Annotated in this window: 14 protein-coding genes and 1 pseudogene; all 15 read left to right on the top strand. The window is 71.8% G+C overall.

The window, feature by feature from the left end; all coding sequences use genetic code 11:
- A pseudogene (locus ABZ880_RS10760) lies at positions 1-356 on the top strand (hypothetical protein); the annotation flags it as partial.
- 52 nt (positions 357-408) lie between these two features.
- Positions 409-1,293 carry a DUF4255 domain-containing protein gene (locus ABZ880_RS10755; RefSeq protein WP_361259931.1) on the top strand — a complete coding sequence of 295 codons (885 nt, stop codon included), beginning with the start codon at positions 409-411 and terminating at the stop codon, positions 1,291-1,293.
- A gap of 33 nt (positions 1,294-1,326) precedes the next feature.
- Positions 1,327-3,357 (top strand): ATP-binding protein, encoded by a 2,031-nt coding sequence (locus tag ABZ880_RS10750; RefSeq protein WP_361259959.1) that lies wholly within the window; start codon positions 1,327-1,329, stop codon positions 3,355-3,357.
- A complete protein-coding gene (locus tag ABZ880_RS10745) occupies positions 3,348-3,644 on the top strand; it encodes a hypothetical protein (protein WP_361259929.1) in 297 nt (98 codons plus the stop codon). The genes ABZ880_RS10750 and ABZ880_RS10745 overlap by 10 nt, the downstream gene beginning before the upstream one ends.
- A complete protein-coding gene (locus ABZ880_RS10740; protein WP_361259927.1) occupies positions 3,641-10,207 on the top strand; it encodes a DUF4157 domain-containing protein in 6,567 nt (2,188 codons plus the stop codon). Before ABZ880_RS10745 ends, ABZ880_RS10740 begins: the two co-directional genes overlap by 4 nt.
- Before the next feature lie 54 nt (positions 10,208-10,261).
- Positions 10,262-10,849: a HEAT repeat domain-containing protein gene (locus tag ABZ880_RS10735; RefSeq protein WP_361259925.1), complete on the top strand. Its 588-nt coding sequence runs from the start codon at positions 10,262-10,264 to the stop codon at positions 10,847-10,849.
- 34 nt (positions 10,850-10,883) lie between these two features.
- Positions 10,884-11,570: a hypothetical protein gene (locus ABZ880_RS10730; protein ID WP_361259923.1), complete on the top strand. Its 687-nt coding sequence runs from the start codon at positions 10,884-10,886 to the stop codon at positions 11,568-11,570.
- A gap of 11 nt (positions 11,571-11,581) precedes the next feature.
- Positions 11,582-11,935 carry a hypothetical protein gene (locus ABZ880_RS10725; RefSeq protein WP_361259921.1) on the top strand — a complete coding sequence of 118 codons (354 nt, stop codon included), beginning with the start codon at positions 11,582-11,584 and terminating at the stop codon, positions 11,933-11,935.
- On the top strand, positions 11,928-13,067 hold the full coding sequence (locus tag ABZ880_RS10720) for a hypothetical protein (RefSeq protein ID WP_361259919.1): 1,140 nt from the start codon (positions 11,928-11,930) through the stop codon (positions 13,065-13,067). Before ABZ880_RS10725 ends, ABZ880_RS10720 begins: the two co-directional genes overlap by 8 nt.
- Positions 13,068-13,103: 36 nt before the next feature.
- A complete protein-coding gene (locus tag ABZ880_RS10715) occupies positions 13,104-13,640 on the top strand; it encodes a phage baseplate assembly protein V (RefSeq protein WP_361259917.1) in 537 nt (178 codons plus the stop codon).
- A 21-nt stretch (positions 13,641-13,661) separates the two neighbouring features.
- Complete coding sequence (locus ABZ880_RS10710) at positions 13,662-13,997, top strand: hypothetical protein (RefSeq protein WP_361259916.1); 336 nt, start codon at positions 13,662-13,664, stop codon at positions 13,995-13,997.
- Complete coding sequence (locus ABZ880_RS10705; RefSeq protein ID WP_361259914.1) at positions 13,994-14,386, top strand: GPW/gp25 family protein; 393 nt, start codon at positions 13,994-13,996, stop codon at positions 14,384-14,386. The genes ABZ880_RS10710 and ABZ880_RS10705 overlap by 4 nt, the downstream gene beginning before the upstream one ends.
- Positions 14,383-17,493, top strand: coding sequence for a putative baseplate assembly protein (locus tag ABZ880_RS10700; RefSeq protein WP_361259913.1), 3,111 nt, complete (start codon positions 14,383-14,385; stop codon positions 17,491-17,493). The genes ABZ880_RS10705 and ABZ880_RS10700 overlap by 4 nt, the downstream gene beginning before the upstream one ends.
- Positions 17,490-21,266, top strand: a complete 3,777-nt coding sequence (locus ABZ880_RS10695; RefSeq protein WP_361259911.1) for a putative baseplate assembly protein — start codon at positions 17,490-17,492, stop codon at positions 21,264-21,266. Before ABZ880_RS10700 ends, ABZ880_RS10695 begins: the two co-directional genes overlap by 4 nt.
- Positions 21,266-23,428, top strand: a complete 2,163-nt coding sequence (locus ABZ880_RS10690) for a hypothetical protein (protein WP_361259909.1) — start codon at positions 21,266-21,268, stop codon at positions 23,426-23,428. The genes ABZ880_RS10695 and ABZ880_RS10690 overlap by 1 nt, the downstream gene beginning before the upstream one ends.
- Positions 23,429-23,430: the final 2 nt, after the last annotated feature.

Here is a 23,430-nt window from a genome sequence, read left to right as displayed (position 1 = left end):
GCCCTCGGGCGGCCGCGGGCCGGCGCTTGGCGGCACGGGGGCGCCCGCCCCGCGACCCCCCCCCGGCCGCGGCGTCCGGCCCCACCCCCCGGGCCCCGGCCGCCGCTTCCCCCGCCGCCGTGTCCGCGGCGCTGCGCCCCAGCGCCGCGGACACGGCGGCCGCACGCGACGCCGTACGGCAGGCCGCGGCCCGGCGGCCGGCCAGGGCCGCCGAGCAGGTGGTGCAGGTGCAGATCGGGCGGCTGGAGGTGACGGCGGGCCAGGCCGCCCCGGGGCCGCAACGCACGACCGCGGCGCCGGGCCGGGCCGGGGCGACCGTCAGCCTGTCGGACTACCTGGCCCGGGGGCGCGAGTGAGCCGCACGCACGAAGCCGCAGCAGGTACGAGAGGAACCGAGGAACTGACGTCATGAGCAACGCACTTGCCATCGCCCATGTCACCCAGGCTCTCGCCCTGCTGATCGAGAACAACGTGGGGCCGGAGTTCGGCGAGGCCGTCAAGGTCGAGCCGCGCAAGCCGCCCGCCGATCCGCAGCTCGAACAGCCCACCATCTCCGTGTTCCTGTACCAGGTCACGCCCAACACCTCGCAGCGCAACAACGACCTGCCGGCGCGCGCGTCCGACGGCACGCTGGTCAAGCGGCCCGCCGCGGCGCTCGACCTGCACTACTTGATCAGTGCGTACGGCGACGAGCGGGAACTGGTCGGCCAGCGGCTGATCGGCTCCGTGGTGCGCACGCTGCACGAGATCCCGGTGCTGCCGAAGGACGTCATCGCACAGGCCGGTGAGCGGCCCTTCCTGGCGGGCAGTGATCTCGCCGAGGCGGCGCAGCGGGTGCGGTTCACGCCGACGGTGATGGACGTCGACGAGACGTCGAAGCTGTGGGGGATGCTCTACCAGACCCCGTACACGCTGTCGGTGGTCTACCAGGCGGCGCTCGTCTTCATCGACGGCCGCGAGGGCCCGGTGCCGGGCAAGCCCGTGGAGCGGCCCGAGGTACGGGTGCTGCCGTTCGGGGCACCGGGAGCGCCGGTCCCTCCGGGGCCCGGGCCGAGGACTGACGCACCGTCAACTGACGGTGCACCCGGCGAGGTTGTGAAGACGGACGCCGAGGAGGCCGGTCCGTCGAGTGCCGGGAAGGCCGCGAAGGCACCTGCCAAGGCCGTGGCCAGGACCGTCGCCAAGGCCCCGGCCCGGGCCCGCAAATCCACTGCCCGGACGGGTAAGTCGGCGCAGCCCGAGCCCCGTAAGAGCGCGCCGCGCCAGGTGGGCGGCAAGGACACGGAGAACTGAGGCGGCATGACGACGACGGGGGCAGGTGAGGACATGGGGGCGCACGAGCCGGCGGCGACCGGCGCGGGCGGCGCGACGCTGACCGCTGAGATCCGGCGCGTCCTGGCCCGCGTCGACGCACACGCGGCGCGCGTGGCCGGGGCACGGGGCGGCGCCGACGGCTCGGATGCCGCGGCCTCCGGTGCCGAGGGGGACGCCGCCGCCTCCATGTCCCACGCGCCCGGCTCCGCTGTCGCCGCGCACGACTCTGCGGCCCCCGGCCCCGGCACCGCCCCGCTCGACGCCCTCGTCACCTGCTTCAGCATCACCCCCTTCGAGCGCGACCTCGTACTCCTCGCCGCCGCCCACGAGTTGGAGCCCACCGCAGCCGCCCGGTGCGCCGCAGCCTGCGGTGACCCCGAGCGGGCGTACCCGACCTTCTCGCTGGCCCTCGCCGCGCTCGCGGACCCGCACTGGAGTGCCCTCACGCCCGTGGCGCCGCTCAGGCGCTGGCGGATCGTCGAACTGGACGACGACTCGCGGCTCACGACCTCCCGGCTGCGGCTCGACGAGCGCATCCTGCACTTCCTGCTCGGCTCGCCCTATCTGGACGCCCGCCTGCACGGCCAGTTGCGCCGCACCCCGGTGCCCCAGGCGCTGACACCGTCGTACGACCTGGCCGCGAGCCGGCTCGCCGAGGGCTGGACGACGGGGGCGCCCGGCGACGCACCGCTCGTCGAGCTGACCGGCGGGGAACTGCGCAGCCGGGCCGACATCGCCGCCGCGGCGGCCGCCCGCGCCGGGCTCGGGCTCTACTCCATGAGCGCCGAGGACGTACCGTCCGAGCCCGCCGACCGCGACCGGCTGGCCCGGCTGTGGCAGCGCGAGGCGATCCTGCTGCCCGCCGCGCTGCTGGTCGAGGTGGCCGAGCTGGACCGCGACCAACGGGCGGCGACCGAGGCGTTCCTGGCCGGGGCCGCCGTACCGGTGGTGGTGTCGAGCGAGGACCCGCTGCGTACGGAGCGGTCGTACGGCGCACGAGTGGCCGTGCCGCTGCTGGACGACGAGGAGCAGTTCGAGCTCTGGGGCGAGGCGTTCGGGGACGTCGCCGACCTCGACGACGGTGAACTGCGGTCGCTGGTCGCCCAGTTCCAGCTGCCGCCGCATGTGGTGCGTTCGGCGGCCGCGACCGTTCGACGCAGGCTCCCGCAGGAGGACGAGCTGGACGCCGCCGGACTCGCCTGGCGGGCGGGCCTGGACGAGGCGCGGATCGGCATGGACGAGCTGGGGCGGCGGATCGAGCCGCAGGCCGGCTGGGGCGACCTCGTACTCCACGAGCGGCAGACGAGCGTGCTGCGGGAGATCGTCGCGCATGTCCGGCAGCGGGCAACGGTCCACCAGGAGTGGGGATTCGGGGCGACCCTGCGTCGCGGGCTGGGCGTCACGGCCATGTTCGCGGGCGGCTCCGGCACCGGAAAGACGCTGGCCGCCGAGGTCATGGCGAAGGAGCTCGGCCTCGACCTGTTCGTCATCGACCTCTCGCAGGTCGTCAGCAAGTACATCGGCGAGACGGAGAAGAACCTCCGCCGGGTCTTCGACGCCGCCGAACGCGGCGGCGCCCTGCTCCTGTTCGACGAGGCCGACGCGCTGTTCGGCAAGCGCAGCGAGGTCAAGGACAGCCACGACCGGTACGCCAACCTCGAGGTCAGCTATCTGTTGATGCGGATGGAGGCCTACCGGGGCCTGGCCGTCCTCACCACCAACATGAAGAACGCCCTCGACACGGCGTTCCTGCGGCGCATCCGCTTCGTCGTCGACTTCCCCTTCCCGGCCGAGCACGAGCGCGCCGAGATCTGGCGCCGGGTCCTGCCGGCGCAGGCCCCGGTGAAGGACATCGACCCCACGCTGCTCGCCCAACTCACCGTCGCCGGCGGCTCGATCCGCAACATCGCCCTGTCCGGGGCCTTCCTCGCCGCCGAGGAGGGCGACCGGCTGCAGATGCGGCACATGCTCGCCGCCGCCCGCACCGAGTACCTGAAGCTGGAGCGCTCGCTGACGCCGACGGAGGTCCGCGGATGGGTGTGAACCTCTCCCGGGACCGGGAGCCCTCGGCGATCCGCGTCGAGATCGGAGAGCTGGTACTGGACGGCTTCCGCGCCGACCCGGAGCGGGTCTCGGCCGCCTTCGAGAGCGAACTGACCCGGCTCGTACGGCTGCACGGCGTGCCCCTGGCCGCGAGCGGCCCACTGGCCGTGGACGCGCTGTCCGGGTTGCCGCCCCTGCCCGCCGGGCTGTCCGCGCGCCGTCTCGGGCAGGAGCTGGCGCGTGCCGTGCACGAGGGGCTCAGCGGGCACGGGGAGGTGAGCCGGTGAGTTCCCAGACCCAGGAGTCGAGTTCCGAGCAGTCGGCCGAGCAGCGCCGCCGCAAGCGCAAGGAGCGGGCCGCCAAGTCCCGTACCCCCGACCCGAAGAACATCGTCAGCGGCGCCGGACAGCCCCTCGACCCCGGTCTGCGACGGGAGTTGGAGGAACAGCTCGGCCACGACCTCGGTCGCGTACGGCTGCACACCGGCCGGGACGCCGGGCAGCTGACCGAGCTGCTCGGCGCGGACGCGGTCGCCGTCGGCCAGGACGTCTTCTTCCGCGAGGGCGCCTTCCGGCCCGGCACCGACGAGGGCCGGCGCCTGCTCACCCACGAGCTCCAGCACACCGTGCAGAACCCGCACGGCCTCGGCGCGCTGCGGGCCGGCCGCGAGCTGGGCGCCGTGAGCCTGCCGCAGCAGGCCGTGGAACGGGAGGCGGAGGCGGCGGCCCGGGCCCTCGTACAGCCCGATGTTGCTTCGGAGGCCCCGCAGGTCGAGGAGGGGCAGGCCACTCCCGGCTGGCTGCGGTACGCCACCGTCGACGCCGACCGGATGCGCGCCGAGGCCGTGGACCCGGCGACCCTCGTGGACCGGCTCGCGGGCAATGTGCTGCGCTCCCTGCGCGGCGACCCGACCGACGCCTCCGGCCGGGTACGGCTCCAACTCGGCCGGATGTCGGAGGAGTTGGAGGACGCGGTCGTCGAGCGGCTGGAGAACCGGCTGCTGACGCCCGAGTACGACCGGCTTCTGGAGATCGCCGACCAGGCCCGCCCGGGTCCGGTCGAACTCCAGCCCGCCGAAGCCCGGTTGCCCGAGGTCGACCTCTTCGAAGAGCTCGGCGTCGAGCGTGTGCAGTGGAAGAAGAAGCAGGAGTCGGACCGCGGTTCGGCCGACCGGCGTGCCGCCGACGCCCGCGAGGAGCAGAAGGACGCCAGGTCCCGCGACGAGAAGAGCGGCAGCGACCGCAGCCGGGCCCGTTCGGACGCGGCCACCGAGCAGCAGGAGGCCGCCCAGCGCACCGAGCAGGAGGACGAGCGCAACGCCTCCCGGCAGCACGACAAGGAGGAGGAACAGCAGGGGGACGAGCAGGCCGCCGCCGACCGCGACCGCACCGACCAGGCCGCCGACGAACGCGCCCAGGGGCAGCAGCAGGGCACCGAACAGGCCAAGGAGGAGCGCAAGGAGCAGCGCGAGCGCGAGGAGGCCGACCCGAAGCAGGCGAGCGCGCCCGGCGCCGACAAGCGCAAGCGGCAGGACGACCAGACGCAGCCCGCGGCCGGCTCCAGGCGCGAGGAACCGGACCCGAAGCAGAAAGCCCAGCCCGGCCCCGTACGCCCCGAAAAGGTCGACGAACGCGCCGAGCAGCCCGACTCGGCGCTGTCCGAGCACGGGCTCAACGACAAGGACGAGGACGGCGGCGCCGAGCCCGAACTCCGCGAGGAGGAACGGCCGTTGGGCCTCGAGGCGGGCGCCGACCAGGAGGTCGCCGGCGGCGAGGACGACGGCGACCGGGCGCCGGGCGCCGAACACGAGCTCGAGATCAAGCCCGAGGACTACCTGCCCGAGGCCGACCTCGACCTGTCCGCCGTGGCGACCGCGGACAAGCTTCAACCGGGCGCCGCCGAGCCGTCGTTGCCCTCCTTCCCGACCCCGCCGCCGACGAAGGCAGAGAAGACCGAGCAGGAGCGGGAGAAGCGGGACCAGGAGCAGGACGAGGACGACGCCGGACCCGAGCAGAAGGCCCCCGGCCAGGACGAGGGACCCGTCGAGGGCGAGGCGCCGCAGCCCGAGAACGGGCCCGCCGCGCAGGCCCGGGACCGGGGCACCAAGGACCTCCAGGAGACGGAGAAGCCCCTCGACCAGGAGGTCGGCCCGGACCTCGCGACCCAGGACAAGGACCGGCCCGAACCCGAGGCCGAGAAGCCCGACCCCGAGCAGCAGCAGGAGAAGGAACACACCAGGGAGCCGGAGTCCTCCGAGGATTCCCAGGCCGACGACGACGAGAAGCCGGACGCCAAGGACGCGCAGGAGGAGCAGAGGGAACAGCGGGAGCGTAAGGCCACGGAGTCCCGTACGACTGCCGCGTCCCCGGCGCCCTCCGTCGTGACCCCGGTCGCGGCGGCCGTGTCCCGGCCCGCCGGTGCGCAGACGCCCAGGACGCCGGTCGAGGACCGCGACCCCTCGCCCGCCGCCCGGCGCGGTGCCGAACCGCCCAGGTCCGAGCGCGAGGCGCCGCCCGCCAAGAGCCGGGTGCCCAAGGAGAGCGGGCCCGGCGCCGCGCCGCGCGGACCTGTGGGAGCCGCCGAGAAGACCACCGGGCCGACGACCGCCGCCGGTCCCGGTGCCGCGCCGTCCGCCGCGCAGGCGGCGGTGAGCCCGGCCGCCGAGCAGACCGACACGCCGGGACAGACGGCGGAGAGCGACGCGCCCCGGCCCGAGGCCTCGCTGGAGAAGGACGGCGGCGGCTGTGCACCGCCGGCGCCCGCGCCCGAGAAGGACGAGGGCGGGCAGGGCAGTTGCGGGGGCGGCGGTGGCGAGGCCGCGCCCGAGCAGAAGCAGGAGGAGCCGCCGGACGTCTCGGGGCAGGACCCCAAGGCGGCCGTGGCCACCGTGAGCAAGCTGGCACCGGACCAGGCGGCCGCCGCCATGCCCGGGGTCGACCGGGCCGCCGACAAGAAGATCGGCGAGGAGCAGCAGCGGCTGGATGCGGCGCCGCCCACGCGGGAACGTCCTTCGGGGGCGCCCCAGACGCGTTCGGCACCGCCCGAGGCCGCGCCGGCCGCGGCTCGGGTCACCGGCAAGGTGGAGCGGATCGGCCCGGAGGACCAGGGCGACAAGCAGAAGGCCAAGGGCGGCGACAAGGCAGAGGGCAAGCAGCCCACGGCCGACGTGGCGCCGCCGCCCGCCCCCGCCGTGCCCGACAAGGGACTCAGCGAGGCGGAGGCGAAGAACGTCGAGGCCGCGGCCGACGCCGTCCCGACCACCGACCCCGAGCTCGAGAACAAGACGGTCGGCCCGGCGCCCAAGATCCGCCTCGAGGGCGCCAGCGACCCGACGCGCACCGACGACCAGGCGAAGGCGCTCAAGGACAAGCAGTCCGACCTGCAGTCGACGGGTCGCGACGACGCGGCGAAGCCGCTCGGCGAGGACCAGATCTTCCCGAACGCCCCCGGGGAGCAGCTGCGGGGCAAGGCCTCCGGCGGTGCGGGCGGCGGCAAGGCGGGGGGCCTCGAGGCCACGCCTGCCCCGAAGGCCGGCGTCGGCGCGGTCGCCAAGCAGGAGAAGGGCGGCGAGATCACCGCCGGCGCGGGCAAGGCGCAGGGCGACCTCGACGCGAAGGACAAGGAACACCAGCAGAGCGAGCAGCAGGCCAAGCAGGACAAGCAGGCCGAGATCGACCGCGAGGTCGAGCAGAACACGGCACAGCAGACTTCGGAACGCGGCCGGGTCGCCCAGGAGACGCAGAAGCAGCGCGAGGACTGGCGGAACGAGCAGGACAGGAAGATCGAGGACGCGGACAAACAGTCCGACGACGAACACGGCAAGAAGAACAAGGAGATCGTCAAGGCGCGCGACGACAAGGACAAGGAAGTCGGCGAGCGCAAGGACAAGGACAACGCCTCGATCGACACCGAGCGGGAGAACGCCGAGAAGGAGGCCCAGAAGAAGAAGGAGGAGCAGAAGCCCTCCGGAGGCCTGCTCGGCTGGATCGCCGACAAGGTCGCCGACTTCTTCAAGGGCCTGCTCGCGGCGGTCACCGCGGTCTTCGACGCCGCCCGCAAGGCGGTCAACGGCATCATCGACAAGTTCAAGGAGTGGGCCAACCAGGCCATCGACTTCGTACGGGATCTGGCCGTCAAGGCGATCAACGCGCTCGCCGACGTCCTGATCGCGCTCGGCGACACGCTCCTGGCGGCCTTCCCCGAACTCCGCGACCGCTTCCGCAAGGCCATCGAGGGCCTGCGGGACGCGGCGATCGCGACGGTGAACCAGCTGGCGGACGGCCTGAAAAAGGCGGTCAACTCACTGCTGGACGCACTGGCCGCAGGCCTGAACAAACTCCTGGACGTCCTCGAAGCGGGCGTCAAGGCGGTCATCAAGGCCTACCAGGCCGTCATCGTCGGGGCGATCAAGTTCGCGCAGGCGGCGATCGAGGCGCTGGGGAAGTTCGCGGCGCTGGTCGCCGACATCGCACCGGACCCGGGCGGCTGGATCTCGAAGGCCGGCAGCTCGGCGAAGACCGGCATCACGGACCATCTCTGGGGCGCCATCAAGGTGGCGGTCAAGCAGTGGTTCGACACCAAGGTCGAGGGCATCCTCGGCCTCGGCAAGACGGTCATCGACGTCCTGGTCAAGGGCTGCGTCTCGATCAAACAGATCGGCAAGATGGCATGGGACGCGATAGTCGCCTCGCTCCCGATGATGATCGCGTCGCTGGTCATCGAGAAGGTCGTCTCGATGATCGTCCCGGCGGCAGGGGCGATCCTCACCATCGTCCAGGGCCTGATGGCGGCCTGGTCGACCGTCAGCTCGATCCTGTCGGCGTTCGGAAAGTTCTGGGCCTACCTCAAGGCGGTCAAGGCGGGCCCGGCGGCGTGCCTGTTCGCGGAGGCGGTCGCGGCGGGTGTCGTGGCCCTCCTGGACTTCATCACCAACTTCCTTCTCCAGAAGCTGTCTTCGGCGACAAAGGGCGTCGGCAAGCGCCTCAAGGGCATGGCCCAGAAGATCATGGAGGGCCTGAAGAAGGTCGGGGGCGGGGCGAAGAAGGCGGCGGGGTCGGCGGTGAACTCGGCGCGGGGGGCGCTGCGCAACGCGAGGCAGGCCCTGTCCAGGCCCGGCACCGCCGAACGACCGAAGGGCAGGCCGACACCGGAACCGAAGTCCCCGGTGAAGCCGAAGGACCACGCGACGCCGAAGGGGCCGGCGAAGAAGCCGGACGGGGCGGAGACGAAGCCGAAGGACAGGGCTGAGGAACCGGGCACGGACAGGACGCCGGAGCGGGATCCGGCGAAGGACAGGACGCCCGAGAAGGACAGGACCCCGGACAAGGAACAGGGTCCCGCCAAGGACAAGACGCCCGAGTCCGCGCCGAAGAAGAAGCAGAAGGAGATCGAGGGCCCCAAGCCGACCAAGCCCAAGAAGCCCAAGTCCCCGGTGGGCAAGGCCCTCTCGAAGGCCAAGGGCGCGGTCAAGTCCGCCCTCAAGAAGGTCGGCAACGCGGCGAAGACACTCGGCCGGAAACTGAAGAAGTCGAAGGTCGGCAAGGCGCTGAAGAACGGTGCGTCGAAGCTGCGGAACTACTTCAAGAAGAAGAAGGACCAGCTGCGCGACCACAAGCGACGGCAGCAGGAGCAGAAGAGGCGCAAACAGGACCAGCGGAAGAAGGACGAGAAGTCCAAGGAGTCGAAGGAGGCACGGCTCAGCAAGATCGCCGCTAGTCTCCGGCCCCGGGTGACCGCTCTGCTCAAACGCGGTGTCCCCGACGCTCCGTTGAGGGCTGCTCTTGCGGCCATGCGCGTGTGGTACCGACTCACCGATCTGGCTCGGGTGGGCGCGGGACGGTTCACCATCGATGCGAGGCTGAACCCGCAGGTCCAGATCCAGGACGGCGTCGAGGTGGATCGGGATCGCCTTCTGATCGAGCTGCGCCGTATCTCTGACGAAATCATCGAGGAGAACTCGACGAGAGGTACGGTCGGCCGGATCAGGGAGACAGCACCGACACCCGGTTCGCGAGACGAGGCGGGGAATACCCGGGAAATTCCGACCTACTCCATCCCCACTCGGGTTCGGATGCCGGCAGTTCTCGCCTTCGCGCGCAAGATGAGTTTCGCCGGGCCTGGTAAGAAAGAAATTCTTTCTTTCGAGGACCAGCCTTCTCCCGTCGAGGAGAACGGTGCGGTGACCGGTGTGGACTTCGAGCGCGCGGGCGTTGCACGACAGCAAGGAGCGTTCGGGAAATCGCTCACCAACAAAATCGTGAAGATGTTGCGTGGCGGCAAGGAAGTCAGGGATCAGCTCGACTACGACGCCATCGGCCAGGCCGTCAAGGCCAGCGGTGAGGGCCCGCAAGTCGCGAGCGATGTCATCAAGTACTTCCGGGGTAAGCGCGCGAGGCGTGAGAACAGCGAACTCGCCTCCTTCCTGGCCGTCCTGACGGTTGTGCAGGAGGGCCACCGGAATCCGTCCGCCGTGGCCACCGCAGCCATGACGTTCCAGTCGGCCCAGGCTGGACAGGACTTCAGGGAAGCGCTGACCGACATGCCCATGGCGCTGACTCGCGAGGAATACACGAACCGGCGCGGAAACACGGCGTACCGGGGAGGCGCCGTTCCCGCAGCGAACCAACTGAACCGATACCTCCGGCGCGCGGGGCAAGGAAGGGGAACCGAGCAAGGCCCCGGAGGACGGTTCGGCAGAGAGATGATGGAGCGTGAAATCCGGGCTGTCCAACAATGGATCAGCTACACCGGAAATCTGAATGTGGACACCGAGCAGGATGCCCAGAAGATTGAGCAGCAGATCTTCGAACAGATAAGGGCGCGGATACGGCGGGTCTATGGGATGTCATAGTGTCCGCAGTCGATCAGCCCCATGGCATGGGCAGCAACTACAAGGAGCAAGGCCGTGAATTCGACTCATCACCGGTCGGACCGCCTGGTCCTGGGCCGTTCACCCCAGGACGAGGCGGTGGAGGAGCTTGCCGAGGAACAGGGATGGCAGCGCGTCGAAGAGGTAACCGAGGACGGGGCGCGTCAGATCCTCTGGGCCGTCGGGCCCGGTACCTCCCTCACGTATGCCGAGGACCCTGTGTCGCACAACGCCTATGCCGTGCTGGTGAGCGAGGACAAGGAGACGTTCGAAGAGACCCTGGACGTCGTCCTCGACGAGCTCATGCCCTGGCAGCCCAGGGCACTGCTGTCGTCGATCGAGCAGGCCGAAGACGCACTGGCTCGTGCCCGAGCGGTGATCCGGGCCGGCCTCGGTGCCCCCGACCGCTATGACGAGCACTTCTTCACCCGGATCCGGGAAGCGTTCGAAAGCTCCGACAGATGGGTTCGGGAAGCCGCCGTGTGGGCCACGGCCTACTCGCCGTGGCCGCAGTACCGCCCGCTCCTCGAAGCCACGGTGCGGAACGACCCGGAGGAGAAGCTGCGCGCCGACGCGGCCTCGATTCTCGCCGGCTTTGATGCGCAAGGGGTGCAAGGCCCGTGACAGCAGCAGCCCGTACTCGATCGGAGAAGCGGCAGTGACCCGCTACGCAGACATCCCCAAACCCATCCGCTCCGGCCTGGTCGTAGTGGACCCCGACCGTGGCACCCCCCAACGAGTCATCGTCCTCCAGTTCAACCCCGACACCCTGGAGCGCAGCATCGCCCCCCAGTCCGCCGGGGACAGCGGTGATTCCGGCGCCGGAGGCAACGGCGGCGGGGACAGAAACGAGGCTCTCCGGCTCAAGGGTCCCGCCGAGGAGACCTGGAAGTTCACCGCCGAGATCGATGCGACCGACCAGCTCGAGATCGCGGCGCCCGACGGGATCCACCCGCAGCTCGCCACCCTCGAGATGCTCGTGCAGCCGACCACGGCGCAGCTGCGCGCCGCCAGCCGGCTGGCGCAGAACGGGACCATCGAGATCAGCCCGATCGAGATGCCGTTGACGCTGTTCACCTGGGGGAGCAAGCGGGTCATGCCCGTGCGGCTCACCGAGCTGTCCGTGAACGAGTCCGCCTTCGACGTGAATCTCAATCCGATCCGCGCCTCGCTCGGGATCGGCATGAAGATCCTCACCGTCAGTGATCTTCCCGCGGGGCACCGCGGTGCCGACCTCTACATGGCCCACCTCGCGCAGAAGGAACGCCTCGCCGCGGCAGCGCGCGGCGGCAGTCTCGGCGCCCTCGGGCTGCCGGGAGCAGACGTACTGAGCGGAAGGGGCTGAGGAACACCACCATGGCCGACATCGAGTCCTACGAGAGCGCCCTGGGCGCGATACCCGGCGCCCACCCCTACCCGCGCACGAGTCGCTACCACGACGTCGAGATCGGGGTCCATCGACAGCCCGACGGGACCGAAGTGCGTTACGCCAAGCGCCGGTTGCTGCCCCCGCTCGACGCGCTGGAGACGCAGGAACACGTCGTCGGCGCCGGCGAGCGGCCCGATCTGCTCGCCCAGCGGTTCTTCGGCGACCCCGGTCAGTGGTGGCGGATCGCCGACGCCAACCCCGTACTCGATCCACGTGAGTTGACGGACGAGGCCGGCCGGATCGTCGACGTCCCCGAGTCCGGGGGACACCGGCGTGTCTGAGCAGCCCGTGGGGCAGGGCCCCGTCCACATCACGCTCCTCATGGGGCCGAAGCTCGCCCGGCCCGTCCCGGCCGAGGTGACCGAGGCGCTGCTGTCCGCGCAGATCACCGCAACGGCCGGTGAGCGCAGCGGATTTCAGCTTGCCTTCGATCTGACGAAGAACGGAATCATCAACCGGCGGCTCCTGCCCGAGGGGTTCTTCGATCCCAAGACCCGGATCATCGTCACCGTGAGCGTGCGCGGGACTCCCGACGTGCTCTTCGACGGGCTCGTCGTCCGGCAGGAGGTCGGCGCCAGCAACCAGCCCGGGCACTCCACCCTCACCGTCACCGGCGAGGACCTCACCCTCCTCCTCGATCTCGAGGAGCGCACCGCCCGTTACCCCAACCTGCCGCCCTCCGAGCGCGTGCTGTCCATCCTGCGCCGGTACTCCGACTACGGCATCCGGCCCGACGTGTACGCAGAGAAGATCGCCCAGCCGCCGCACCAGGACCTGCGGGTGCACTACCAGACGGGTACCGATCTTCAGTACGTCACCGAGCTCGCCCGGGCCAACGGCTACACCTTCTACCTCGAGCCCGGGCCCAACCCCGGCCAGTCCTCCGCCCGTTGGGGGCCGGAAGTCCGCCTCGGCATCCGTCAGCACGCCCTCAACGTCAACATGGACGCCAATACGACCGTCGACCAGTTGACCTTCGCCTACGACGGGACGGCGCGGGAGGAGCCGCAGGCCCGCTGGCAGGACCCCGGGACCCGGCAGTCCACCCTGCTGCCGCAGCCGCCGATCAGCCCGCTGCGGCCGCCCCTCGGCCGCCGCCCCACCCCGGCCCTCAAGCGCAGGACCCTCTCCGGCACCGCCAAGCAGCAGCGCGAACAGGCCGAGGCCGAACTCCTCGCCCGCGCAGCCGTGTCCGCCGACGTCGTCTCCGGGTCCGGCTCGCTGGACGTCAACCGGCACGGCTACATCCTGCAGCCGCGCCAACTGGTCGGCGTGCGCGGCTCGGGACGGGCGTACGACGGCGACTACTACGTCAAGTCCGTCACGCACAACCTGCGCCCGGGCTCGTTCCAGCAGAACTTCACCCTCTCCAGGGAGGGCCTGGAAGCCCGCAGCGACTACGTCCGGCCGTAAGTGCCGTAAGTCCCCACCGATCAGGAGCAGTTCAGCATGGCGGCACCCAACAATCGCTACCTCGGCAAGTTCCGCGGCCGGGTGGTCGACAACAACGACCCGCTGCGCATCGGCCGTATCACCGTCGATGTGCCCGACGTCCTCGGCGACGAGGCGTCCACCTGGGCGCTGCCCTGCCTGCCGTTCACCGGGCCCGAGGCCGGACAGTTCGTGGTGCCGCCACCGGGGGCCGGTGTGTGGGTGGAGTTCGAGCAGGGAGACCCCAGTTTCCCTGTGTGGACCGGGTGTTGGTACGGCGCCGCCGAGGAGCTGCCGCCCGACGCGCGCCGTGAGCTGCAGGCGAACTCGCCGAACAAGCCGGTCGTCGTGCAGACACCGGGCGCGCACAAGTTCGTGATGAACGACAACGCCGGTGCCGAGCAGGGGATTCTGCTCCAGGCCCAGGGCGGGGCCTACATCCGCATCACCAGGGAAACTGTGATCATCGCCAACGGAGCAGGTGCCGAAATTCTGCTGCGTGGCGATCAAGTCACCATCAACCAGGGTCAGTTGACCGTGGCCTCGAAGCGATAGCAACACGGGGGAGAAGAGAAGTTGTCCGGGAGTCTGCTCGACGCCGGCGCCGTGATCGGCTGCCCGCACGGCGGTCGCGCCACCGCCGCCACCACACCCTCCGGCGGCGTACGCATCGGGGGCGCCGCCGTCGCCACGGCCGCGCACGCGTACGTCGTCACCGGCTGCCCCCACACCGTCGGCCGGGTGCCCTCGCCGTGCGTCTCGGTCCGCTGGACCGCCGACGGCAGCGGCGTCACGGTCGACGGTGCCCCCGTGCTGCTCGACACCTCCGCGGCCCAGTGCTTCACGGCGGCCTTCGTGCCGCAGGGACCGCCCGTGGTCCAGGCCGCACAGCGAAAGGTCACCGTCCGATGAGCCGTCAGACGCGCCGGCACCCGCGCACCGACATCGCGTTCCCCTTCCGCGCCGACCGCCGCGGGCGCACCGCGCACGCCGACCACGCCGCGCACGTCCACGACCTCATCGAGCAGTTGCTCTTCACCAGCCCGGGCGAACGCGTGATGCGCCCCGACTTCGGCTGCGGACTGCTGGACCTGGTCTTCGCGCCGAACAGCCCAGAGCTCGTCAGCACCCTCGAGCTCTCCGTGCAGGCCTCGCTCCAGCGCTGGCTCGGCGACCTCATCGACGTCGTGGCCCTGGACGTGGTGAGCGACGACAACGCCGTTCGGGTCCATCTGTCGTACGTCCTGCGGGCCACCGGCACCCGGACCGACGACGTCTTCGAGGGGAGGGCCACCGCATGACCACCGTCACGTCCCGCCGCGCCAAGGTAAGGGCCGCCCAGCTCAACGGAGTCGACGCCGTGGAGGTCGGGGACGACGGGCTGCTGCTCACCGTCACCTTCCTCGGCAAGGCCCCGCACGGCCTCGGCCCGGAGAACATCCGTGTCGACGGCGGCCGCCGGATCACCGGCATCACGGCTGTCGACGTCAGCATCGAGCGCGAGGACGACCCGGAACTCGACGACCGGCTCTACGTCACCCTCGACAAGGCTGGCGACACCTCCCGGTACCGCTTCTCCCTCGTCGAGACCGACCCGTACGGCCGCCCCGGCACCGAGCCCTTCCGCGGCTTCGACCAGCGCTACCACACGGCCTCGTTCTCCTTCCGGCCCGACTGCCCCACTCCCTTCGACTGCAAGGAAGAAGAGCAGCAGACAGCGGACTTCCCCGCGGCCCCCGTCGTCGACTACACGGCCCGCGACTACGACACCATCCGCAAGCTGCTCCTGGACCGGCTCGCGCTCACCACCCCCGACTGGGTCGAGCGCAACCCCGCCGACCTGGGCGTCACGCTCGTCGAACTGCTCGCCCACACCGGCGACCAGATCAGCTACCAGCAGGACGCGGTGGCCACCGAGGCCTACCTGGACACCGCGCGCCGCCGGGTCTCCGTACGCCGCCACGTCCGGCTCATCGACTACGCGATGCACGACGGCTGCACTGCGCGGGCCTACGTCACCGTGCAGACCGCCGGTGACACGACGCTCGCCCCGGGCACCTTCCGCTTCGCCTCCGTCGACGTCCGCACCCTCGACCCGCACGACCGACCCGAACCCGGCACGGTCATCGACGAGATCGACCTCGGCGACCTGGACGAGCGCGGCTCGGTGGAGGTCTTCGAACCGGTCGTCGCCGCCGACCCGTTGGAGCTGAAGGTCGCGCACAACGCGATCCGGCTGTGGACCTGGTGCGGCGAGGTGTGCACCCTGCCGAAGGGCACCACCTCCGCGACCCTGCGCGACGAGTGGGAGGACCCGGAAACCTGCCGGGACCGCCGACTCGCCCTCAGGCCCGGCGACTTGCTGGTCCTGGAGGAGGTCAGGGGCCCGCGCACCGGCACTCCCGGTGACCAGGACCCGAGCCACCGCCAGGCCGTGCGTCTCACTTCCGTCACCCCGGCCGTCGACCGCATCGAGGACCAGCCGGTCCTGGAGGTCACCTGGGCCGCCGAGGACGCCCTGCGCACCCCGTTCTGCCTCACCACTCGCGGCGGCCGTGACTGCCTGCCCGTCGAGGACGTGACCCTGGCCCGCGGCAACGTCGTCCTCGTCGACCACGGCCGCACCCTCACCGGGCTCCCCGAGACGGCCACCGTGCCGCCCGATCCGGCCGTCGTCGCGCCCTGCGACCCGCCCGCCTTCGGCTGCGGCGACCGGGAAGAAGGCAACGCCCCGGCTCGTCTCGTCAACTCCCTCACGGACAAGGCGGAGAGCGGGGAGGCCCTCGTACCCGACGATGTCCGCGAGCTCTTCGAGGTGGTCGGCGAGCCCGCGACCGTACGCGCCGGACTCGGTCTGGAACGCGCCGGGCAGCGGCACGAACGCGTCGTCCCCGGCACGGCGTACGCCCAGGCGACAGCCCTGCGCACCCTGCTCGCGCAATCCGTATATCCCGGCATCACGCCGCGCTTCCGCCCCGTCCTCGGCCGGGCGCCGGTCGTGCAGGCGGTGGCCTTCCCCGACGCGCAGGCAGTGGCCGCCGGGCAGGCCGAGCGGATCGCCGCGATCCCGGGACGGGTCCGGCAGCGGCTCGTCGAACTGTGGCGCAGCGCCCGCGACCGCGACGGGCTCGCCGACGAGGAGATCGACGAACTCACCGTGGTCTACGGCCTGAAGGTCGTCGAGCGCTTCGAACTGCGCACGCATCCCGTCCGCGCCCTGCGCGAACTCCTGTACAGGAACGACGAGTTGCTCGACGGCAAGCTGAGCCGCGTGGAGGTCCTCGCGGCCCGCGCCCGCGCCGGCGCCGTCCTCGACGGCCACCTCGCCTGGGAGATCGCGCACAGTTGGGGTCCGGCGTACGCGGCCGGACTGCACCCCGACGAGCCGGTGCTGCGGGGATCCGCGACCGCCGCGCTCGTCCAGGACCCGCGCCGCGCGCTGCCCGCCGTACGTCTCCAGCAGGATGAGCACGTCGTCTGGGAACCCCGCCGCGACCTGCTGCACAGCACCTCCCGCGACCGGCACTTCGTCGGCGAGCTGGAGGACGACGGCCGCCTCGCCCTGCGCTTCGGCGACGGCCGGCACGGCGCCAGGCCGACGCCGGGCTCCCGGCTCGCACTGCACTACCGCCTCGGAGGCGGCATCGCGGGCAACGTGGGTGCCGAGGCCATCAACCACCTGGTCGTCCAGAGCGACTGCGAGCAGCCGCCGGCCGCGGTCGTGCGCAACCCGCTGCCCGCCACCGGTGGCACCGAGCCCGAACCCGTCGAGCAGGCCCGCCAGTTGGCCCCGCTCGATCTGCGCCGCACCCGACTGCGCGCGGTCACCTCCGAGGACTACGCGGCCCTCGCCACCGAACTGCCCGGCGTGCAGCGCGCCGCCGCCGAGATCCGCTGGACCGGCAGCGTCCAGGAGGCGCACATCGCGATCGACTCGTACGGCAGCGCCGAGCCGTCGCCCGAACTCCTCGCCCGGGTCGAGCAGTCCCTCGAGGCGTACCGGCGCATCGGCCACGACCTCGTGGTCGGCCCGGCCCGCCTGGTGCCGCTCGACATCGAGCTGCGCGTGTGCGCCGCGCCCGGTCACCAGCACGGACAGATCCTGGCCGAGCTGTACCGGGTGCTGGGGAGCGGCCGCCTCACGGACGGACGGCTCGGCTTCTTCCACCCGGACGCCCTGACCTTCGGCGGGCCCGTACGGCTCAGCCGTCTGGTCGCCGTCGCCGCAGCCGTACCGGGTGTGGAGAGCGTCCAAGTCACCCGGCTGCGGCGGCTGTTCGAGCAGGACCGAGGAGAGAGGGAGGACGGCGTGCTGCGGCTCGGCCCGCTGGAGATCGCCACCTGCGACAACGACCCCGACCGGCCGGAGAACGGCCGGCTGGCGATATCCCTGGGAGGTGCCCGATGACCGCGACCGACACCTGCACCTGCGGCGGGGCGTGCGGCGGCGGCCACGACGAGCGGCTCGCGCCCGCCCCGGTCCACAACCCGCCCGGCCGCACCGCCCTCGACTACCGCGTCGGCGAGTACGGCTCCTTCCTGGCCGCCCTGCTCGACCGGCTCGCCTCACCTGCGTACCCGGCCCTGGCGGGGCTCACCGTGCGCACCCCGGACGACCCGGCGATCGGCCTGCTCGACGCCACCGCCGTCCTCGGCGACCTGCTCACCTTCCACTCGGAGCGGATCGCCGACGAGGCGTATGTCCGTACGGCGAACGAGCATCGCTCGCTGGTGCTGCTCGGCAGGCTGGTGGGTCACCGCCCGCGCCCCGGTGTCGCCGCCGCCACCCATCTCGCGTACACCCTCGAACGCGACCCGCGCGCCGAGACGCTGTCCGTGCTGATTCCGCGCGGGGCGCGCGCCCACAGCGTGCCCGCGTCCGCCGACGAGGAGTCGCTGACCTTCGAGACCAGCCGGGACCTCATGGCCCGGTGGGACTGGAACGAGCTGAAGGTACGCAGGCGCCGGCCGTCGCTCGTGACACCGGAGGACCTGGAGAAGCGGTCCGAGCTGTTCGTCGAGGGCACGACCAACTCCCTTCAGACCGGGGACCAGTTGCTCTTCGTCTTCGGTGAACAGGCGGGCGGCCAGCGGAAGTTGATGCAAGTCGCCGGTGTGCGGATCGATCGGGACGACGACACTACGGCGATCACGCTGCCGAAGTCGGCCCCGGCGACGCTTCAGGAGCTCATCGACGAGGTACGGCGCTGGACCGCCGAGCCTTCTGCTCCCGGTGAGCCGGGGGACGAGCCGCCTACGCCCGAGGTGCCCAACCCGCGGCCGGTCAGTCGGCTGATCGAGGACTTCGAGGATCAGGTGCTGGCGCCGTTGCGGGCCGCGCTGGACGGGGTGAAGACGCCGGAGAGTCTTGCGGTCGTTCTTGCAGAGCCCGTTTCCCGTCTTGGTGAGGCGGAGGTGTTGGCGGAGCCCTGGGAGGACGTGGCTGCCTGGTTCGAGCAACTGCAGGCCGTGCTCGTTGAACTCGCTCGTCGGGCACTGGAGTTGGCGCCTGCGCAGGGCACGACTGAGAGTGCCACGACAGGTGGTCCGGTGTCTGCGGCGTCGTCTGGGCTGGTCGCGCCCACGCGGCGGAGCCGCCCATCGACACGGCCCGCGCCCCTGGAGGGCGATCCGCGCGCCGCTGCCTTCCAAGCACTGGCAGCTGTGCTTCCCGCCCTGCGCTCCGCAACCCCGTCAGCACCGGGAGCTGCGCAGCCCACCACCGACCCGGCGCGGCTTCTTTCCGCCCTCAACCCCTCCCTCGGCAGCCTCTACCCGGCGTGGCGCAAGGCCGCCGCCCCCGGCACCGCACAGCTCCTGCGCGACCTGCTCGCCATGCGGGTCACCGCCGCGCCCTTCGGGGCCACCGCCCCGCTCAAGCCGGTTCAGGACGACAAGGGGCGGGTCATCCGGTCCGCGGACTGGCCGCTGACCGGGGCCGTGCTCACCGGGATGCGGGTCGTCTACGACACCGCGGCCAAGGCGCCGGTGCGGGCGGAGTTCCAGTACGTCGAGGGCAACAGCTCCGACCAGCGGGCCGTGACCCTGCCGCTCACCCAGCAGGTCAACTTCGGGCTCGGCCCCGGGCACGTCGACCTCTCCACCGGCTCCGGCCAGGAGCCCGCCGTCACCGTCCACCTGCGCGACGGCCTCCCCGAGCGCACGCTGACCGTGTCCCGGCCGGGCGACGACGGGCTGATCCACGTCGGTGTGAACAACGGGACGGCGCAGGACGTCCCCCTGCGGCCCGGCGTCCCCGTGCAGTTCACCCACGGCGAGTACGAGGTGAGCCTGCGCTACACGGTGGGCAGCACCGAGCCGAACGTCGAGATCGTCATCGCCAGCAAGCCCGCGCCGGTCAACCGCAAGGTGCTGCAGCTCGACTCCGTGCACACCGGCATCACGGTCGGCAGCTGGGTCGCCATCCAGCGCCCCGCGAAGGGCGCCCAGGACGGCGTACCCGGCGACGCCGAGCTCGCCTTCGTGACCACACAGGTCGTGTCGGCGCGTACGGCGGCGTACACCAACTACGGCATCACCGGCCGCGGCACCGAACTCACCCTCGCCGACCCGTGGTTGGACGAGTTCGACGTCCTGCTCTCGCACATCCGCGACACCACCGTGTACGCGGCGGGCGAGCCGCTGCGCCTCGCGGACGAACCGCTGGGCGAGGAGGTGCACGGCAACGAGATCGAACTCGCGGAGCTGTACGACGGGTTGAGGCCGGGTCGGACCCTGATCGTCGCCGGTGAGCGCAGCGACATCCCGGGCACGACCGGCGTCACCGCCACCGAGGTCGTCACCATCGCCGCCGCCGACCCGGCCGTCGACCCGCAGCTGCCCGGCGACCACGTCCACACCCGGCTGACCCTCACCACCGACCTCGCCCACCGCTACCGCCGCGAGACGGTCCGGATCCTCGGCAACGTCGTCGAGGCCACTCACGGCGAGAGCCGCGAGGAGGCCATCGGCAGCGGCGACTCCGACCGCACGAACCAGACGTTCGCGCTCTGGCAGTCCCCGCTGACCTGGCTCGCCGACGACAACCCCCTCGGTGCCACACCGGTGTTGGAGGTCCGCGCCGACGGCGTGCTCTGGCACGAGGTCGACAGCCTCGCCGGACGCGGCCCCAACGAGCGCGTGTACATCACCGGCACCGCCTCCGACGGCCGTACGACGGTCACCTTCGGCGACGGCATCCACGGCGCCCGCCTGCCCAGCGGCCATGAGAACGTCCACGCCCGCTACCGCTTCGGCACCGGCAAGGCGGCCAACGTCCCCGCGGACCGGGTCACCCAGCCGCTCACCCGCCCGCTCGGCGTCACCGCGGTCACCAACCCGCGCTCGGCGACGGGCGGCGCGGACGCCGACGGACCCGGCCTGACCCGCCGTACGATCCCCCTTGCCGTCTCAGCCCTCGACCGGCTCGTCTCACCGGCCGACTACGAGGACTTCGCCCGCTCCCGCGCCGGCATCGGCCGAGCCGCCGCGCGTGAACTCTTCGACGGACGACGCCGCCTGCTGCACGTGACGGTCGCCGGCACGGACGACGTGCCGCTCGACGGCGACTCGGACACCCTGCGTGCCCTGCGCGGGGCGCTCACCGAGTACGGCGACCCCAACCTGCCGGTCCGCGTGGACGTACGGGAGCTGGTGCTGCTGCTCGTCGCCGCCAAGGTGAAGGTCGCTCCCGACTACGCCTGGGAGTACGTCGAGCCCCGGCTGCGGGCGGCACTGCTGCACCGACTCGGTTATGGGGGACGGGAGTTGGGGCAGCCGGCCCGACTCTCCGACCTCCTTGCCACGGCCCACACCGTGCCCGGCGTGGACTACGTGGACGTCGACGTCTTCACCGGCGTCCCGGCGTCCGCCACCCCCGAGGAGCTCGCCGGACTGCTCACCGACCCCGGGGAGCCCAGGTCGAGTGTCCCCGCGCATCCGGCGACCTACGAAGAAAAGATCCACACGGTGCGGGCCGCGGACGGCGAGACGCTGTCGGAGATCTGCCACCGCTACGGCATCCCGCTCGCCGAACTCCTGCGCCTCAACCCCGACATCACCGACACCCGGCGCCTGGCGAAGGGCCGGTCGGTGTTCGTCTTCCGCGGCATCCGCCCCGCGCAGCTCGCCCTGCTGTCGCCGCGAGCCGCGGACACCCTCATCCTCACGGAGGTCAAGTGATGGCCGCGCATTCGGCGGATGTCCAGTTCGACACGGCCGCCCCGGTGACGTCCCGGGAACCGGACGGCCTCGCCGCCCTGCTGCCCCGCTGGCACCTCCTGCGCGACGCCGAGGAGGGCGAGCCGCTGCGCGCGCTGCTCGCGGTGATCGCCGAGCAGCTCGACCGGGTCCGCGACGGCGTCGAGCAGGGCTACGAGGACCTGTTCGTCGAGACGGCCGCCCCGTGGGTGCTGCCGTACCTCGGCGACCTGGTCGGCTACCGCACCCTGCCCGGCTACGAGCGCGTCCTCACCACCGGCCTGCACGAGGGCGGACGAGCCGCGCTCGCCGAGGCCATCGCCCCCCGCGCGGACGTGGCGGCCACGGTCGCCAACCGCCGCCGCAAGGGCACGCTGCACCTCCTGGAGGAGATCTCCGAGCAGGTCGCCGGCTGTCCCGCCCGTGCCGTCGAGCTGTCACGGCTCGTCTCGCACAACCAGTCGGTGAAGCTCCACCGGGACACCGGACGGGGCCGCCTCCTCGACCTCCGGGACGGCTCGGCGCTCGCGCTGACCGGCACTCCCTTCGACACCGGGGCCCGCACGGTCGACGTACGCCGCGCCAACTCGTCCAAGAGGCAAGGCGGTTGGACCCCCGCCGGAGTCGCCCTCTTCGTCTGGCGGCTCAAGGCGTACCCGCTCACGTCCTCCCCGGCGTACTGCATCGACCGCGCCCGCAACCTCTACACGTTCTCGATCCTCGGCAACGACACCCCGCTGGTCACCAAGCCGGTCCCGGAGCCGTCGCCGACCCACATCGCCACCGTCGACAACGTCCCGGCCTTCATCACCCGCCGCCTGCTCCACGACCGGCTGCTGGACTACTACGGCCCCGGCAAGAGCTTCGTCATCCGGCGCGACGGCGAGGACAAGCCCGTACCGCCGTCCGACATCGTGGTCACGGACCTCTCCGACTGGCGTTACCGGCCAGGGCGCGGCCAGGTCGCCGTCGACCCGGAGCTCGGGCGGATCGCGTTCGGGTCCCGGTCGGCGCCGCGGCAGGGCGTGTGGGTGGACTACCACTACGCGTACGGCGCCGACATGGGCGGCGGCGAGTACGAGCGGCCCGACCGCGTCGACCGCCCCGACGCCGTCTTCTACCGGGTCGGCCCGGGACAGCCGTACCGCCAGATCATGGACGCCTACCGGGCCTGGCAGCACGACCGCCGGGCCGACCGCACGGGCCCCGACGGCATCATCGAGATCACGCACAGCGGCGCCTACCAGGAGCAGCTGGACTTCGACCTCGACCCCGGCGACCGGCTGGAACTGCGGGCCGCCGAAGGCACCCGCCCGGTGATCCGGCTCCTGGACTGGTACAGCAACCGCCCCGACGCCCTCAACATCCGTGCGGTGCACGACGATTGCGCCCCGCACGAGCGGCCGCGCATCGTCCTGGACGGGCTGCTCGTGGCCGGCCGCGGCATCAACGTCACCGGTCCGATGGGTGCGGTCGTCGTACGGCACAGCACCCTCGTCCCCGGCTGGTCGCTGGAGCCCGAGTGCGAGCCGCACTCGCCCGAGGAGCCCAGCATCGTCCTGGAGCGCACCACCGCCTGCCTCCAGGTCGAGCACAGCATCCTGGGCACCATCGAGGTCATCGGCGACGAGGTCGGCGAGGACCCCCTCGACATCCACCTGCGCGACAGCATCCTGGACGCAACCGGCCACGACCGCGAGGCCCTGTCCGCCCCGGACTGCCGCCACGCCCACGCCGTGCTCCATGTGCACCGCACGACCGTCATCGGCGAAGTCCACACCCATGCCGTGGAGTCGGCCGAGAACTCGATCTTCACCGGCAAGCTGCACGTGGCCCGGCGCGGCATCGGCTGCCTCCGCTACTCGTACGTCCCGGCCGGCTCACGCACCCCGCGACGGCACCGCTGCCAGCCCGATCTCACCCCGGGCGTACGGCCGTTGTTCGCCGCCGTGCGCTACGGGACGCCCTGGTACGGGCAGTTGGCAGACCGGTGTCCCGAGGAGATCCGGCGCGGCTCCGACGACGGTGCCGAGCTGGGCGCCTTCCACGACCTGTACCGGCCGCAGCGCGAGGACGGTCTGCGCGCACGGCTCGCGGAGTACGCGCCCGCGGGCACCGACGCCGGGATCTTCTTCGTGACATGAGC

Source organism: Streptomyces sp. NPDC047043, assembly GCF_040644055.1.
Taxonomy (GTDB): Bacteria; Actinomycetota; Actinomycetes; order Streptomycetales; family Streptomycetaceae; genus Streptomyces.
Note: the sequence above shows the minus strand (reverse complement) of the source record. Positions and strands in the feature narration are given on the sequence as shown.